Origin of the sequence: Plantactinospora mayteni (genome assembly GCF_016862935.1) — a bacterium.
Lineage (GTDB): Bacteria > Actinomycetota > Actinomycetes > Mycobacteriales > Micromonosporaceae > Plantactinospora > Plantactinospora mayteni.
On the sequence record NZ_BONX01000018.1, the window covers coordinates 1 to 14639 of the forward strand.

At 73.1% G+C, this 14639-nt stretch carries 13 protein-coding genes and 1 pseudogene; 11 read left to right on the forward strand and 3 right to left on the reverse strand.

Annotated elements, in window-relative coordinates; genetic code table 11:
• Positions 1-277 (forward strand): annotated as a pseudogene (locus Pma05_RS13465) (hypothetical protein); the annotation flags it as partial.
• A 147-nt stretch (positions 278-424) separates the two neighbouring features.
• Here Pma05_RS13465 and Pma05_RS13470 read toward each other — a convergent pair.
• Both Pma05_RS13470 and Pma05_RS13475 read right to left on the reverse strand, forming a co-directional pair.
• On the reverse strand, positions 425-1588 hold the full coding sequence (locus Pma05_RS13470; RefSeq protein WP_203857728.1) for an NADH-quinone oxidoreductase subunit D: 1164 nt from the start codon (positions 1586-1588) through the stop codon (positions 425-427).
• A gap of 68 nt (positions 1589-1656) precedes the next feature.
• Positions 1657-2853 carry an SAM-dependent methyltransferase gene (locus tag Pma05_RS13475; protein WP_203857729.1) on the reverse strand — a complete coding sequence of 399 codons (1197 nt, stop codon included), beginning with the start codon at positions 2851-2853 and terminating at the stop codon, positions 1657-1659.
• An 83-nt stretch (positions 2854-2936) separates the two neighbouring features.
• Here Pma05_RS13475 and Pma05_RS13480 point away from each other — a divergent pair, with 83 nt between their 5' ends.
• The 8 genes from Pma05_RS13480 (at position 2937) to Pma05_RS13515 (ending at position 11648) form a co-directional block, all read left to right on the forward strand.
• Positions 2937-4226 carry a phytase gene (locus Pma05_RS13480; protein ID WP_203857730.1) on the forward strand — a complete coding sequence of 430 codons (1290 nt, stop codon included), beginning with the start codon at positions 2937-2939 and terminating at the stop codon, positions 4224-4226.
• Positions 4227-4515: 289 nt separating this feature from the next.
• A complete protein-coding gene (locus Pma05_RS13485; protein WP_203857731.1) occupies positions 4516-5517 on the forward strand; it encodes a DUF2520 domain-containing protein in 1002 nt (333 codons plus the stop codon).
• A 22-nt stretch (positions 5518-5539) separates the two neighbouring features.
• Positions 5540-6400: a pantoate--beta-alanine ligase gene (gene panC / locus Pma05_RS13490; RefSeq protein WP_203857732.1), complete on the forward strand. Its 861-nt coding sequence runs from the start codon at positions 5540-5542 to the stop codon at positions 6398-6400.
• Between the two features lie 51 nt (positions 6401-6451).
• The gene (panD, locus tag Pma05_RS13495; RefSeq protein WP_203857733.1) at positions 6452-6877 is read left to right on the forward strand and encodes an aspartate 1-decarboxylase; all 426 of its coding nucleotides are present in this window, start codon (positions 6452-6454) and stop codon (positions 6875-6877) included.
• A 293-nt stretch (positions 6878-7170) separates the two neighbouring features.
• Positions 7171-8076, forward strand: a complete 906-nt coding sequence (locus Pma05_RS13500; protein ID WP_203857734.1) for a septum formation family protein — start codon at positions 7171-7173, stop codon at positions 8074-8076.
• A 194-nt stretch (positions 8077-8270) separates the two neighbouring features.
• Complete coding sequence (locus Pma05_RS13505) at positions 8271-9965, forward strand: L-aspartate oxidase (RefSeq protein ID WP_203857735.1); 1695 nt, start codon at positions 8271-8273, stop codon at positions 9963-9965.
• Complete coding sequence (gene nadC / locus Pma05_RS13510; protein WP_203858042.1) at positions 9962-10849, forward strand: carboxylating nicotinate-nucleotide diphosphorylase; 888 nt, start codon at positions 9962-9964, stop codon at positions 10847-10849. Before Pma05_RS13505 ends, nadC begins: the two co-directional genes overlap by 4 nt.
• A 40-nt stretch (positions 10850-10889) precedes the next feature.
• The gene (locus Pma05_RS13515; RefSeq protein ID WP_203857736.1) at positions 10890-11648 is read left to right on the forward strand and encodes a type III pantothenate kinase; all 759 of its coding nucleotides are present in this window, start codon (positions 10890-10892) and stop codon (positions 11646-11648) included.
• 97 nt (positions 11649-11745) lie between these two features.
• On the opposite strand, the gene Pma05_RS13520 is transcribed toward Pma05_RS13515, so the two are convergent.
• Positions 11746-12495, reverse strand: coding sequence for a class I SAM-dependent methyltransferase (locus Pma05_RS13520; protein ID WP_203857737.1), 750 nt, complete (start codon positions 12493-12495; stop codon positions 11746-11748).
• 145 nt (positions 12496-12640) lie between these two features.
• On the opposite strand from Pma05_RS13520, the gene lysS reads away from it, so the two are divergent.
• Both lysS and Pma05_RS13530 read left to right on the forward strand, forming a co-directional pair.
• Positions 12641-14095, forward strand: coding sequence for a lysine--tRNA ligase (lysS, locus tag Pma05_RS13525; protein WP_372441478.1), 1455 nt, complete (start codon positions 12641-12643; stop codon positions 14093-14095).
• A 110-nt stretch (positions 14096-14205) separates the two neighbouring features.
• Positions 14206-14556, forward strand: a complete 351-nt coding sequence (locus tag Pma05_RS13530) for a histone-like nucleoid-structuring protein Lsr2 (protein ID WP_192766542.1) — start codon at positions 14206-14208, stop codon at positions 14554-14556.
• Positions 14557-14639 lie beyond the last annotated feature (83 nt).

Below are 14639 nucleotides of genomic sequence, written 5' to 3' on the forward strand. Positions count from 1 at the left end.
CCTCGGTGGCGGTGCCCGGCGTGGCGGCGGTGGTGATCTCGGCGACGGCCGGGGCTGGGAGCGGTCCGGCGGTGCTCCAGCACTGCCCGCCGGAGGGGTGGACCCGGCGTCCGTCTGGGGTCCGCCCCGGCAGGAGCCCGAGCCGGAGCCGGCCCGGCGGGGGCGGCGGCACCGGGAGGACGAGGAGTACGGCTACCCGCCGCTGGACGAGTCACCCCGGGCCGGCGGCACCCGACGGTCGGAGTACGGCTATCCCGCCGACGGCGACTGGCGCTGACCACCGCGCCACTGAACCTTTTCAACCTGAACCGCGCGGCGCTTACGCACCGCGTCCGACCTTGCGGCCCGTCGGACCGCAAGGGGAGGTGGAAAAAGGTTCACCGTCCGGGGCTGACCCGGCCGTTCCACCTGGACGGGGAGAACGTCACTTGTCGATGTCGCCGACGACGAAGAACATCGAGCCCAGGATCGCGATCAGGTCCGGCACCAGAGAGCCGGGCAGCAGCGTGGCCAGGGCCTGCACGTTGGCGTACGAGGCGGTGCGCAGCTTCATCCGCCACGGGGTCTTGTCGCCCCGGGACACCAGGTAGTAGCCGTTGATCCCGAGCGGGTTCTCGGTCCAGGCGTAGGTGTGCCCCTCCGGCGCCTTCACCACCTTCGGCAGCCGCACGTTCACCGGACCGCTGATCCGGTCCACCTGGTCCAGGCAGCGTTCCGCCAGGTCGAGTGAGACGTACACCTGGTCGAGCAGCACCTCGAACCGGGAGTGACAGTCGCCGGCGCTCCGGGTCACCACCGGCACCTCCAGCGACCCGTACGCGAGATACGGCTCGTCGCGGCGCAGGTCGAGGTCGAGCCCGGAGGCCCGGGCGACCGGCCCGGAGGCGCCGTACGCTGCGGCGTCGGCGGCGGAGAGCACCCCGACCCCGACGGTACGGGCCAGGAAGATGTCGTTGCGCCGGATCAGGTTGTCCAGGTCCGGCAGGCGGCGGCGTACCTCCCCGATCGCCGCCCGGACCCGCCCGGTCCAGCCGGCCGGCACCTCCTCCTTGAGCCCGCCGACCCGGTTGAACATGTAGTGCATCCGGCCGCCGGAGACCTCCTCCATCACCGCCTGGAGGGTCTCGCGTTCCCGGAACGCGTAGAACATCGGGGTGATGGCGCCGATCTCCAGCGGATAGGAGCCGAGGAACATCAGGTGGTTGAGCACCCGGTTCAGCTCGGCCAGCGCGGTACGCAGCCAGACGGCCCGCTCCGGCACCTCCATCCCCATCATCCGCTCGACCGCGAGCACCACGCCCAACTCGTTGGAGAACGCCGAGAGCCAGTCGTGCCGGTTCGCGAGCACGATGATCTGCCGGTAGTCGCGTACCTCGAAGAGCTTCTCCGCGCCCCGGTGCATGTAGCCGACGATCGGCTCGCAGGCGATCACCCGCTCGCCGTCGAGCACCAGCTTGAGCCGGAGTACGCCGTGGGTCGACGGATGCTGCGGCCCGATGTTCAGCACCATGTCGGCGGTGTCGAGGCCCGCCCCGGTGCCGACGGTCAGCTCCCGCAGCGCCCCGGTGTCGGCAGTCATGCCCGCCATCGTGCCACGATCCGCCCGCCCGCACCGCTGGCCGAACTGGGCGGCCGGTCCGGTTCGCGACTACGAGGTCATCTCGCGGGCCGCCCCGGTGCCGGTCCAGCGGGTTCTGCACCGAGCCACCCGGACGGGCCCGGATCGACCCCGACCGGTTGGAGCAGCCACCAGTGGCCGCCGAGGCCGGCCGGATCGGTGAGTTCGGCCGCCGTGGAGGCCCGGGCGAGCGCCCGGACGTAGCCGGCCGGGTCGGCCGAGGCCAGCGCCAGCGCGGGTCGGCGCCCGTCGGCCCCGAGCGCCCGCAGCGCGGTGTACTGCCCGACCAGGGTGTACGGCCGGCCAGCCAGCGCCGTACCGGCCGCCGCCACCGAGTCCATCGCGACGTGCGCGGTCAGGTCGCAACTGCCGTCCGGTACCGGTGCCACCTGCCGGCCGGCCCGGAATCCGGTGAGCGTGCCGTGGCGTGGGCGGCTGTCCCGCAGGTGTCCGTAGTCGACGGCGAGGGCCAGCCCCCGGTGCAGACTGCCGACCGCCTCGGCCCAGGCGGCGTCCCGGGCCAGCCCGATCTCCACCCGGCCCGGCAACGCCTCGTCCGGCTCGGCCCGGCTGGGCGACGGTTGGTCCGGCTCGGTCCAGCCCGTCGACGGTTGGTCCGGCCCGACCTGGCTGGTCGACTGCTGGTCCGGCTCGGCCCGGCCCGGTGACTGCTGGTCCAACTCGGCCCGGCTGGGCGACTGCTGGTCCGGTGGGGTCGGCCACCAGCGGGTCAGCCACTCCGTCTCGGCCGGGTCGAGCGGGCCGCCGGGCGACTCCGTACCGGTGGCGGGGTCGACGAGGATCCGTCGCCAGCCGGCGGGGCTGGGCTCCGCCACGTCCAGCGGTACGTTGTCCAGCCACTCGGTCGCGAGCAGCAGCCCGACGACCCGCTCCGGCAGGTCCGAACGCCATTCGACCGTCTCCGGCAAGGTGTCCGGGCGCGGGGCAAGCTCGACCGCGGTCAGCCGGAGCCGGGCGGCGAGTTCCGGCGGGGCGAGCCGGGCCAGGGTGCCGAGCAGTTCACCTCGCCCGGCGCCGACGTCGACCACGTGCAGCGGGTCCGGCCGGCCCAGCGCGGCGTCGAGTCGGTCCAGCAGCCGCAGCAGGGCGCCGCCGAGCACCGGTACGGCGTGGGCGCTGGTCCGGAAGTGCGCGGCCGGTCCGGCGCCGCTGACGAAGAACCCGTGGGCACCGTAGAGCGCGGTGGTCATCGCGGCTCGCCATCCGATCGGCATCGGCCCAGGTTATGCGGCACAGATCCCCCGGGTTCACCCGCCGTTCAGCGGCCGGCACCGCTGCGCTCCTACGGTCGGCGGTCATGAGAAGACCGCTGCTCGCCACCGTGCTCGCCGTACCCCTGCTGCTGGCCGCTCCGGCGGGCCCGGCCGCCGCGACGCCCCGCCCCGACGAGTCGCCGAGCCCGGTCCGGGCCGTGCTGGAGACTCCGGCTCTCTACGACGACGAGGCCGGCGGTGACGCGGACGCGGACGACCCGGCGATCTGGCTGCACCCGACCGACCGGGGCGGGAGCCTGGTGATCGCGACCGCGAAGAATGGCGGGTTGCGCGTCTACGACCTGCGAGGACGGGAGCGGCAGGCGATCGCCACCCCGCCCCCGCCCGGACCGGAGGACGAGGCCGGGCGGTTCAACAACGTGGACCTGGCCACCGGCTTCCCGCTCGGCGGTCGGCGGGCCGACCTGGCGGTGGTCAGCGACCGGGGACGGGACAAGCTGCGGTTCTATCTGGTCGACCCGGCCGGGCGGCGGCTCGTCGACGTGACCGCCCCGGACGTCCCGTACGCGTTCAGTCGGGACCAGGCCGAGGTGAACGAGCAGCGTACGGCGTACGGGCTGGCCACCTATCGGGACGCCGACGGCACCTGGTACGCCGTGGTCAGCCGGCGCAGCACCCCGGAGGTAGGGCTGTTCCGGCTGGTGGCCCGGCACGGGAAGATGTCGTACCAGCGGGTCGACGGGTTGACCCTGCCGGCGTCGTTCCGGCTGCCGGACGGCTCGCAGTGGCAGCCGTGCGCCGACCCCGGGGACGGCCCGCAGGTCGAGGGCATGGTGGTGGACCCGGCGGACGGCACCGCCTACCTGGCCCAGGAGACGGTGGGGCTGTGGCGGGTCGGTGTCCGGGACGGGCGGTTCTCGGGGCGGCCGGTGTCGGTGGAGCGGACCCGGGAGTTCGGCATACCGGCGGCGTTCGACCCGGAGGAGGACGACTGCGTGGTGGACTACGACGCCGATCCGGGCTTCGGCGGCCGGATCGCGGCCGACGTGGAGGGGCTGACGATCTACCAGACCGGGCAGCGGGACGGCGTACTGGTCGTCTCCAGCCAGGGTGACGACACGTTCTACACGTACGACCGCCGGACCAACCGGCCGCTCGGCCGGTTCGCGGTGGCCGACGGCGTGGTGGACGGGTCGCAGGAGTGTGACGGCGCGGCGGTGGTCTCGACCCCGCTGCCCGGTTACCCCGGCGGGCTGCTGGTGGTGCACGACGGCCAGAACACCCCGGACGAGACGGACTCGACCGGCGAGGCCCGGCCGAACACCAACTTCAAGTTCCTCGACGCCGGCTTCCTCCGCCCGACCCGGCACTGAGACTCCCGCCTCGTTGATCCCGGCCCACCCGTCGGGTGGCGGCGGCGCTCCCGTTAGAGGGCGTCGCCGCCCCGGCGCGACCGGACTCCGGCAGGGCTTCCGCAGGACTCCGGCAGGGCTTCCGCAGGACTCCGGCAGAGCTTCCGCAAGGCTCCGGCAGGGCTTCCGCGGGGCTTCGGCAGGGTTCCGGCGGGCGGTGAAGGTTTTCACAACCCCTTGGTCCTGAGCTGGCCGGACGGCGCATACTTGCGATCGACCGGTACCACTTATCGAGGACTGGATCACCGCTATGAGCGCTTCCGCGCGCCCGCGTACCGCCGCCTCCGGCGGGTCGGCCCGGCCACCGGCCGCCGCCCCGAGCCGTGACCGCGCCGGCCAGGGCCAGTCGCCCCCGCTCTTCCCCCGCCAGCTCACCGTCGGCGTGATCGGCGCCGGTCGGGTCGGTGCCGTACTCGGTGCCGCGCTCGGCCAGGCTGGGCACCGGGTAGTCGCCGCCGCCGGGGTGTCGACCGCCGCCCGGGACCGGATCGACCGGCTGCTGCCGGGGACCGCCGTACGCCCCGCCGACGAGGTGGCCCGGGCCGCTGCCGACCTGCTGCTGGTCGCCGTACCGGACGACTCGCTGGGCCCGGTGGTCGCCGGGCTGGCCGGGACCGGTGCGCTCCGGCCGGGGCAGGTACTGGCGCACACCTCCGGCGCGCACGGGCTCGACGTGCTCGCCCCGGCCGTGGCGGTCGGGGCGTACGCGCTGGCGCTGCACCCGGCGATGACCTTCACCGGTACCGCCGAGGACCTGCACCGGCTGGCCGGCATCTCGTACGGGGTGACCGTCCCGGAGCCGCTGCGGCCGTTCGCCGTCCGGCTCGTCGCCGACCTCGGCGGGGTACCCGAGTGGGTGGCCGAACTGGACCGCCCGCTCTACCACGCCGCTCTCGCGCACGGCGCGAACCACCTTGTCACGCTGGTCAACGAGGCGGCGGACCTGCTCCGGGCCGCCGGGGTGACCCAGCCGGCGAAGGTGCTCGGGCCGTTGCTCCGGGCCGCTCTGGACAACTCGCTGCGGCTCGGCGACGCGGCGCTGACCGGGCCGGTGTCCCGGGGCGACGCCGGTACGATCGCCCGGCACCTGGACCGGCTGGCCGCCACCGCCCCGGAGTCGGTGCCCGGCTATCTGGCGCTGGCCCGCCGCACCGCCGACCGGGCGATCGCGGCCGGTCGGCTCCGCCCGGCCGACGCCGAGTTCCTGCTCGGGGTACTGGCCGACCGGGACCGCAAGGTCGCCGCCGCGTGACCGGGGGAAGTGGGGAGCCGAGATGACCACGGTGTTGCGTACCCGGGCGGAGCTGGCGGCCACCCTGGCGTCGCTGCCCGGGGAGCTGGCGGTGGTGATGACCATGGGCGCCCTGCACCCCGGGCACGAGGCGCTGTTGCGGGCGGCCCGGGAGCGGGCCGACCGCGTACTGGCGACGATCTTCGTGAACCCGCTCCAGTTCGGCCCGAACGAGGACTTCGACCGGTACCCCCGGACCTTCGAGGCCGACCTGGCGGTCTGCCGGGCGGCCGGGGTGCGGTACGTCTTCGCCCCGTCCCGCGAGGAGCTGTATCCGGACGGCGGGCCGATGGTCCGGGTCGACCCGGGCAGTCTCGGCGAGGAGTTGGAGGGGGCCAGCCGCCCCGGCTTCTTCACCGGGGTACTCACCGTGGTGGCGAAGCTGCTCAACCTGCTCCGGCCGGACGTCGCGTTCTTCGGCGAGAAGGACTACCAGCAGCTCACCCTGGTCCGCCAGATGGTCCGGGACCTGGAACTGGACGTGGAGATCGTCGGCGTGCCGACCGTACGCGAGCCGGACGGGCTGGCGCTGTCCAGCCGTAACCGCTACCTCTCGGCCGAGGAGCGGACCGCAGCGCTGCGGCTGTCGGCGGCACTGCGGGCCGGCAGCGCCGCCGCCGAGACCGGCCGGGGTGCCGACGGTACGCTCGCCGCCGCCTACCGCGCCTTCGGCGAGGGTACGACCGGCGCCAAGCTCGACTACCTGGTGCTGACCGCCCCGGACCTGGGCCCGGCACCGGCCACCGGACCGGCCCGGATGCTGGTGGCCGCCTGGGTCGGCGCCACCCGACTGATCGACAACCTGCCGGTCGAGCTGGCCCCGCCTCCCGCACCGGCTGACTGAGGCGTGGCGACGACCGCCCGCGAAACCCCTGCACCACGGAGGACGTACCCGATGTTCCGCACCATGCTCAAGTCGAAGATCCACCGGGCCACGGTGACCCAGGCGGACCTGCACTACGTCGGCTCGGTGACCATCGACGCCGACCTGCTGGACGCCGCCGACCTGCTCCCCGGCGAGCAGGTCGCGATCGTGGACGTGACGAACGGGGCACGGCTGGAGACGTACGTGATCGCCGGTGAGCGCGGCAGTGGCGTGATCGGCATCAACGGGGCCGCCGCGCACCTGGTACACCCCGGCGACCTGGTCATCCTGATCTCGTACGGTCAGATGGACGACGCCGAGGCGCGGACGTACCAGCCCCGGATCGTGCACGTCGACGCGGCGAACCGGATCATCGAGCTGGGCGCGGACCCGGCGGGCGCCGTACCGGGAATGGCCGGCGACCCGGTCCGGGGCGACCTCGTCGCCACCGGCTGACCGGCCCGCTCCAGTCCCGCTGACCGGCCCGCTCCAGTCCCGCTGACCGGCCCGCTCCAGCCCCGCCGACCCGCCTGCTCCAGTCCCGCCGACCGCCGCTCCATTCCGCTGACCCGGCCTGCTCCAATCCGGCTACCCGGGCCTGCTCCGTCACGCTTGCCCGGGCCCGGTCGGCGTCCCCGGCGGCCTCCCCTGGGCGACCCGCCGGGGCGATGATCTCGCCGTCCGGATGACGCCGCCGGTTAACCTAGGGTGCAGCCATCCGGACTGTTTGTCGCCCTGGGGAGGACGCGATGCGCCGTTGGATGAGCGCCCTGGCGGCGGCCGGGGCAGTGGTGCTCGGTGCCGCCGGCTGCGCGCCTCCGGCCGGTACGGACGGCGACCTCACCAACAACTGGGCTCCGGTCGGCGAGCCGACGGTCTTCACCCCGGCGGCCGAGACCTGCCACTCGGCGGACTTCTCCGAGACGGTCTACCTGTCGTCGTACGTGCCGGTGGACTGCACCACCAACCACCGGCTGGAGACCGTGCACGTGGGCACGTTCGCCGGGGCGGCCAGCGAGGCGGAGAAGCCGCCGGCACCGGGCTCGCCCCAGTTCACCACCGCGTACGCCGAGTGCGACAACCGGGCGCGCGGCTTCCTCGGCGCGGACTGGCGTACCGGCCGGCTCTGGCTCGGGGTGGCGGTGCCCTCCCCGCAGGGCTGGGCGGCCGGGGCCAGGTGGTTCCGCTGTGACATGACCGAACTGTCCAACGTAGAGGAGGACGGCGACGCGGTCGGCCGGACGGCGAGCCTGAAGGGCGCGCTCCGCGAGGCCGGGCCGCTGCTGCTCGGCTGCTACGCCACCACCCTGACCCGGACCGAGACGATCGACCGGATGCCCCCGGCGGAGTGCTCGGCCCGGCACAATTCCGAGTTCACCGGGGTGTGGCGGGCACCGGCGACGTTGAAATATCCGACGGCCGAGCGGGACTGGCAGCCCTTCTACGACGGCTGCTACACCGTCGCCGCCCGGTTCGTCGGGGTGTCGCAGAGCACGATCCGGTTCCGTACCGGCGTCGTGACGCTGCCGGGCGGGCGGGACGACTGGACGTCGGGCAACCGGGGGGTCCGGTGCTACCTGTGGGTCTCGGACGGCAAGTTCACCCGCTCGCTCAAGGGCGCCGGCAACAGCGGCCTGCCGATCCGGACCGGCTGATCCCGGTCGATCTCCCGGGGCTGACCTGCGCGATCATGGCCGGGCACTCCCGTCGATCGGGGCGGGCCCGCTCGGCCGGCCCTTCGGTCGACCCGGAACGGGTCGGCCTCTCCGACCCGGATCGGGGAGCGTCGTAGGCCACTTCTGCCGGCCCCGGGCCACCCGATCGCACCGGTACGCGGTTGACTGGAGTGATGCAGTTTCCGACCGTCGACCTGCCGGTGGTACCCCGGTTGCTGGCCGCGCCGGCACCCGGCTGGGTGGAGACGACCGACGTGATCGTGATCGGGTCGGGCATCGCCGGGCTCACCGCCGCACTGCACCTGCGCGAGGCGGGACTGCACGTGACCGTGGTGACCAAGGTCAACATCGACGACGGCTCCACCCGGTGGGCGCAGGGCGGCATCGCGGCCGTACTCGATCCGCTGGACACTCCGGCGGCGCACGCCTCGGACACCGAGCTGGCCGGGGTCGGGCTCTGCGACCCGGCGGCGGTCCGGGTACTGGTGGAGGAGGGGCCGACCCGGCTGCGGGAGCTGATCCGGGTGGGTGCGGAGTTCGACCGCAACCCGGACGGCTCGCTGATGCTGACCCGGGAGGGCGGGCACCGGGCCGACCGGATCGTGCATGCCGGCGGCGACGCGACCGGGGCCGAGGTGCAGCGGGCGCTGCACGCGGCGGTCGGCCGGGACCCCTGGATCCGGCTGGTCGAGCACGCCCTCGTCCTCGACCTGCTCCGGGCCCCGGACGGCGGCTGGGCCGGTCCCGGCCGGGCCTGCGGGATCACCCTGCACGTACTCGGCGAGGGCAGCGAGGACGGCGTCGGGGCGATCCTGGCCCGGGCGGTGGTGCTGGCCACCGGCGGAATGGGGCAGGTCTTCGCCGCCACCACCAATCCGGCGGTCTCCACCGGCGACGGCGTCGCCCTCGCCATCCGAGCCGGTGCCGCCGTGACCGACCTGGAGTTCGTCCAGTTCCATCCGACCGCGCTGATGGCGCCGGCCGCCCCCAGGGCCGACGGGGCACGGGCGGCACAGCAGCCGCTGGTCTCCGAGGCGCTGCGCGGCGAGGGCGCCCACCTGGTCGACGCGGACGGCAAGCGGTTCATGGTCGGCCAGCACGAGCTGGCCGAGCTGGCGCCCCGGGACGTGGTGGCCAAGGGGATCCATCGGGTACTGCTGGCCACCGGCGCCGACCACGTCTTCCTGGACGCCCGGCACCTCGGCGCGGAGTTCCTGGCCCGGCGCTTCCCCACCATCGTCGCCTCCTGCCTGGCGGCCGGGATCGACCCGGCCGAGCAGCCGATCCCGGTTGCCCCGGCCGCGCACTACGCCTCCGGTGGGGTACGCACCGACCTGCACGGCCACACCTCCATCCCCGGCCTGTACGCCTGCGGCGAGGTCGCCTGCACCGGCGTGCACGGCGCCAACCGGCTGGCCAGCAACTCGCTGCTGGAGGGGCTGGTCTTCGCCCGCCGGATCGCCCAGGACATCGCCCGGGACCTGCCGGCGCAGGTCGAGCCGGCACCGACCGGGGCGTGGCGGGGCGGCGAGGGCGCCACGGTCGACCCGGCGGTGCGGGAGAGCCTGGCCCGGGCGATGACCCGGGGTGCCGGGGTGCTCCGCTCCGCCGACTCGCTCCGGGCCACCGCCGCCGAGCTGGTGACGCTGGGCGCGACCCGGGGTGCGCCGCGTACCGCGAGTTGGGAGGCGACCAACCTGGTGACGGTGGCGGCGGCGCTGGTCGGCGCGGCGTACGCCCGGCAGGAGACCCGGGGCTGCCATTGGCGCGAGGATTACTCGGATTCACGCGACGATTGGCTCGGACACCTGGTCGGGTCGATCGGTCCGGCGGGCAACCTCGAACAGGACTGGGAGGCACTGTGCTGACAGACTCGACCACGCAGGCGCTGCGGGCTGCCGGGCTCGACCCGGCGGAGGTGGAACGCATCGTCCGGGGGGCGCTGGACGAGGACCTGGGGCCGGAGCGACTGGACGTGACCAGTGTGGCCACCGTTCCGGACGAGCAGGTCGACACCGCCGACGTGGTGGCCCGGGCCGCCGGGGTGGTGGCCGGGCTGGCCGTGGCGGCGGCCGTCTTCGAGCTGGCGGGCGGCGCGGGCGTACGGGTGCTGCCGGTGGCCGCCGACGGTGCCGAGGTCGCCGAGGGGGACGTGCTGGCCACGGTGACCGGGCCGACCCGGGGACTGCTCACCGCCGAGCGGACCGCGCTGAACCTGCTCTGCCGGATCTCCGGGGTGGCGACACACACCCGGGCCTGGGTGGCGGCGCTGGGCGGCAGCAAGGCGACCGTACTGGACACCCGGAAGACCACCCCGGGGCTGCGCCCGCTGGAGAAGTACGCCGTCCGGGCCGGCGGCGGCGCCAACAAGCGGCTCGGGCTGTACGACGTGGCGATGATCAAGGACAACCACAAGCTGGCGGCCGGCGGCATCGGTCCGGCGTACCGGCGGGTCCGGGCGGCGTTCCCGGCGGTGCCGGTCCAGGTCGAGGTGACCACGGTGGCGGAGGCGCTGGAGGCGGTGGAGGTAGGTGCCGACTTCCTGCTCTGCGACAACATGTCCCCGGCGCTGCTGACCGAGGTGGTGGCGGCGGTGGGCGACCGCGCCGAGCTGGAGGCGACCGGCGGGCTGACCCTGGAGACCGCCGCTGACTACGCCGCCACCGGCGTCGACTACCTCTCGGTTGGGGCGCTGACCCACTCCTCGCCTATCTTGGACATCGCACTGGACCTCCGCTCGCGCGCCGCGTAGCGGCGGGACGCGCCACGACTCGGGGCCCGGGACTGACGACATGCTGCTCTGTATCGACATCGGTAACACCAACACCGTGCTGGCGACCTTCGAGGGCGAGAAGCTGGTGCACTCCTGGCGGATCAAGACCGATGCCCGGTCCACCGCCGACGAGCTGGGCCTCAAGCTGCGCGGACTGCTGGCCGGGGACGCGGTGGAGATCACCGGGGTGGCCGCCTGCTCGACGGTGCCGGCGGCGCTGCGCTCGCTGCGTACGATGCTGGCCCGCTACTACGGCGACATCCCCAACGTGATCGTCGAGCCGGGGGTGAAGACCGGGGTGCAGTTGGCGATCGACAACCCGAAGGAGGTCGGCGCCGACCGGGTGGTGAACACCCTCGCCGCGTTCACCCTCTACGGCGGGCCGTCGATCGTGGTCGACTTCGGCACCACCACCAACTTCGACGTGATCAGTGGCCGGGGGGAGTTCCTCGGCGGTGCGTTCGCGCCCGGAATCGAGATCTCCTTCGACGCGCTGGCCGCCCGGGCGGCGCAACTGCGCAAGGTCGAGCCGGCCGTACCCCGTTCGGTGATCGGCAAGAACACCGTGGAGTGCCTCCAGGCCGGGATGTACTTCGGTTTCGCCGGCCAGGTGGACCGGATCGTCGAGCGGATGGTCGGTGAGTTGGGCGAGGTGCGGGCGGTGATCGCCACCGGCGGGCTGGCGTCGCTGGTGATCGGCGAGTGCCGGACGATCACCCACCACGAGCCGATGATCACGCTGATCGGGCTCCGCATGGTCTACGACCGCAACCGCTGACACCCCCGTCGGTCGGCCTCCGCCACCCGGCTCGGCGTCGTCGCCCCTGGAAGAGCCGCCCGGCTCAGCGCCGGGCCCCGGAAGAGAGTCGCCCGGCTCAGCGTCGGCGGCCCCGGAAGACCAGCGTCCGGTACGGCAGCGCGAAGCTCTCCCGCCCGGCCAGGTCCGGATGGCTGGCGGTCAGCTCCCGAATGGCGTCGGCCACCTCGCGCTGCCGCTCCGGGCTGGCGGTGAGGTAGTGCGACCGGGTGCTGACCATCCCGACCAGGGCCTCCGGGGTGAGCGTCACGCTGTGCCGGAACTCGTTCCGTTCGACCGGCGCGAACTCCGGGCCGTACCCGTCGATCCCGGGTCCGTCGCTACTCCGGACGCCGCCCCCGCCGAGCAGCTCGACGGTGATCGCGGTCAGCGCGGCCACCCAGCCCACCGACTCGTCCCGGTGGTTGAAGATCGCCGCGTACGTCCCGCCGGGGCGGAGCAGCCGGACCCCCTCGGCATGCGCCACCGGATGGTCGAACCAGTGGTACGCCTGCCCGGCGACGACCGCGTCCACCGACCCGTCCGGCAGCGGCACCCGCTCGGCCGAGCCGGCCCGGGCAACCGTGCCGGGGGTGGCGGCGTCGAGCCTGGCCCGCATCCCCGGATCGGGCTCGACCGGTGTCACCCGATGGCCGACCCGCAGCAGTACCCGGGTGAGGATGCCGGTGCCGGCGCCGAGATCCAGCACCTCGGCCGGGGCGGGACGGCCGACCGCCCACCCCACGGCCGGCTCCGGATAGCTCGGTCGGTACCGGTCGTAGCTCTCGGCCGCGACACCGAAGGAGAGGGCGTGGGACTGGTCGACCATGCCTGGAGGTTATCCAGTGCCCCACCGCCCCGGCACTTGAGTACGCTCGGGGCCGAACTCCGCCGACACACAATTCCCGAGGAAGCGTGCCGTGAGCCAGCAGATCCCGAACCCCGCCGACCCCGTGGACGACCTTCCCGAGCAGATGCGGGTCCGCCGGGAGAAGCGGGACCGCATGCTCGCCGAGGGCGTCGAGCCGTACCGGGTGGGATATCCGCGTACCGCGACTCTCGCCGAGATCCGGGCCCGTTACGCGGACCTACCGACCGACACCGCGAGCGGGGACGTCGCCGCGGTCACCGGCCGGGTGATCTTCGTACGCAACACCGGCAAGCTCTGTTTCGCCACGCTGCGGGACGGTGACGGCACCGAACTCCAGGCGATGTTCTCGCTCGACCGGGTCGGCCCGGAGCGGCTCGACGCCTGGAAGCGGCTGGTCGACCTCGGCGACCATGTCGGGGTGACCGGTGAGGTGATTACCAGCCGGCGCGGGGAGCTTTCCGTGCTCGTCGATTCCTGGGAGCTGACCGCGAAGTCGCTCCGGCCGCTGCCGGTGGCGCACAAGCCGCTTAGCGAGGAGGCCCGGGTCCGGCAGCGTTATGTGGATCTGATCGTGCGCCCCCGGGCCCGCGAGATGGTACGCACCAGGGCGGCGACGCTGCGTAGTCTGCGCGATTCGCTGCACGCCCGGAGTTTCATCGAAGTGGAAACCCCCATGCTGCAACCGCTGCCGGGCGGGGCCACGGCCAGGCCATTCGTGACGCACAGCAATGCGTTAGACACGGATCTGTATCTGCGAATCGCCCCCGAGCTTTTTCTCAAGCGGGCGGCGGTCGGCGGCATCGACCGGGTCTTCGAGATCAACCGTAACTTCCGTAATGAGGGGGTCGACTCTTCGCACTCGCCCGAGTTCGCCATGCTCGAGACGTACGAAGCGTACGGTGACTACGACACGATGGCGGCTCTCACCCGTGACCTGGTGCAGGCCGCCGCGCTCGCCGCGGCCGGGTCGCACGTGGTGACGCACGCCGACGGCACCGAGTTCGACCTCGGTGGCCAGTGGCCTTCGGTGACCCTCTACGGCACCCTTTCCGAGGCGCTCGGCGAGGAGGTGACCGTTCGCACCGGCATGGCCGACCTGCTGGGATACGCGGAAAAGGTCGGACTGGCGGTCGACACCAAGTGGGGTCCGGGCAAGCTCGCCGAGGAGCTTTTCGAGGAACTGGTCGTACCCACGTTGCGCCAGCCGACCTTCGTCCGGGACTACCCGGAAGAGACCAGCCCGCTGGTCCGGGCGCACCCCGACGAGCCGGGGCTGACCGCGAAATGGGATCTCTACGTGCTCGGTTTCGAGCTGGCCACCGGCTACACGGAGCTGGTCGACCCGGTGGTGCAGCGGGAGCGGCTGGTGGCCCAGGCCCAGCGCTCGGCCAAGGGCGACGACGAGGCGATGCGCCTCGACGAGGACTTCCTCCGGGCCATGGAGTACGGAATGCCGCCGCTCGGGGGCATGGGAATGGGAATCGACCGGCTGCTGATGGCCCTCACCGGCCTCGGAATTCGGGAAACCATCCTCTTCCCGATGGTCCGCCCGGAGTAGTTGCCGCCCCCGGCTTGTCGCGTAGTTTCGCCGTCCTATTGACGGAGCAAGCATCTAACGGGCTATTGTGCTCTTGTTTGCGGCGAACCTGCTCGAAAGGATAGCGACACGTGGCCAAGCAGATCATTCACAAGCTGGTCGATGACCTGGACGGCGGAGACGCGGACGAGACCGTCAAGTTCTCGCTCGACGGCGTGCAGTACGAGATCGACCTGTCGGACAAGAACGCCGGCAAATTGCGGGACCTATTCGCCCCGTACGTCGCGGCCGGCTCGAAGGTGGGCCGGGGCGGCGTGGTGGTCGGTGGTCGTGCCGCACGGGGGCGGGGTGGCGCCACCGCCGACCGTGAGCAGAACAAGGCGATCCGGGCCTGGGCCAAGAAGGAAGGCAAGGACATCTCCGACCGCGGGCGTATCCCGCAGGAGATCGTGGACGAGTACCACGCCAAGGCGGGCCGCTAGGCATCGGCGCTCCTTGACCCTCGCGGGGTGGGTGGACGGCTGGGGTCCACCCACCCCGCATATATTTTTTCTCCGTGCCGGGC

What these genes read in the sequence shown, in the direction of transcription:
- Pma05_RS13470 (WP_203857728.1), bottom strand. Translation starts at nt 1,588, where the DNA reads ATGGCGGGCATGACTGCCGACACCGGGGCGCTGCGGGAGCTGACCGTC.
- Pma05_RS13475 (WP_203857729.1), bottom strand. Translation starts at nt 2,853, where the DNA reads ATGCCGATCGGATGGCGAGCCGCGATGACCACCGCGCTCTACGGTGCC.
- Pma05_RS13480 (WP_203857730.1), top strand. Translation starts at nt 2,937, where the DNA reads ATGAGAAGACCGCTGCTCGCCACCGTGCTCGCCGTACCCCTGCTGCTG.
- Pma05_RS13485 (WP_203857731.1), top strand. Translation starts at nt 4,516, where the DNA reads ATGAGCGCTTCCGCGCGCCCGCGTACCGCCGCCTCCGGCGGGTCGGCC.
- panC (WP_203857732.1), top strand. Translation starts at nt 5,540, where the DNA reads ATGACCACGGTGTTGCGTACCCGGGCGGAGCTGGCGGCCACCCTGGCG.
- panD (WP_203857733.1), top strand. Translation starts at nt 6,452, where the DNA reads ATGTTCCGCACCATGCTCAAGTCGAAGATCCACCGGGCCACGGTGACC.
- Pma05_RS13500 (WP_203857734.1), top strand. Translation starts at nt 7,171, where the DNA reads ATGCGCCGTTGGATGAGCGCCCTGGCGGCGGCCGGGGCAGTGGTGCTC.
- Pma05_RS13505 (WP_203857735.1), top strand. Translation starts at nt 8,271, where the DNA reads ATGCAGTTTCCGACCGTCGACCTGCCGGTGGTACCCCGGTTGCTGGCC.
- Pma05_RS13515 (WP_203857736.1), top strand. Translation starts at nt 10,890, where the DNA reads ATGCTGCTCTGTATCGACATCGGTAACACCAACACCGTGCTGGCGACC.
- Pma05_RS13520 (WP_203857737.1), bottom strand. Translation starts at nt 12,495, where the DNA reads ATGGTCGACCAGTCCCACGCCCTCTCCTTCGGTGTCGCGGCCGAGAGC.
- lysS (WP_372441478.1), top strand. Translation starts at nt 12,641, where the DNA reads ATGCGGGTCCGCCGGGAGAAGCGGGACCGCATGCTCGCCGAGGGCGTC.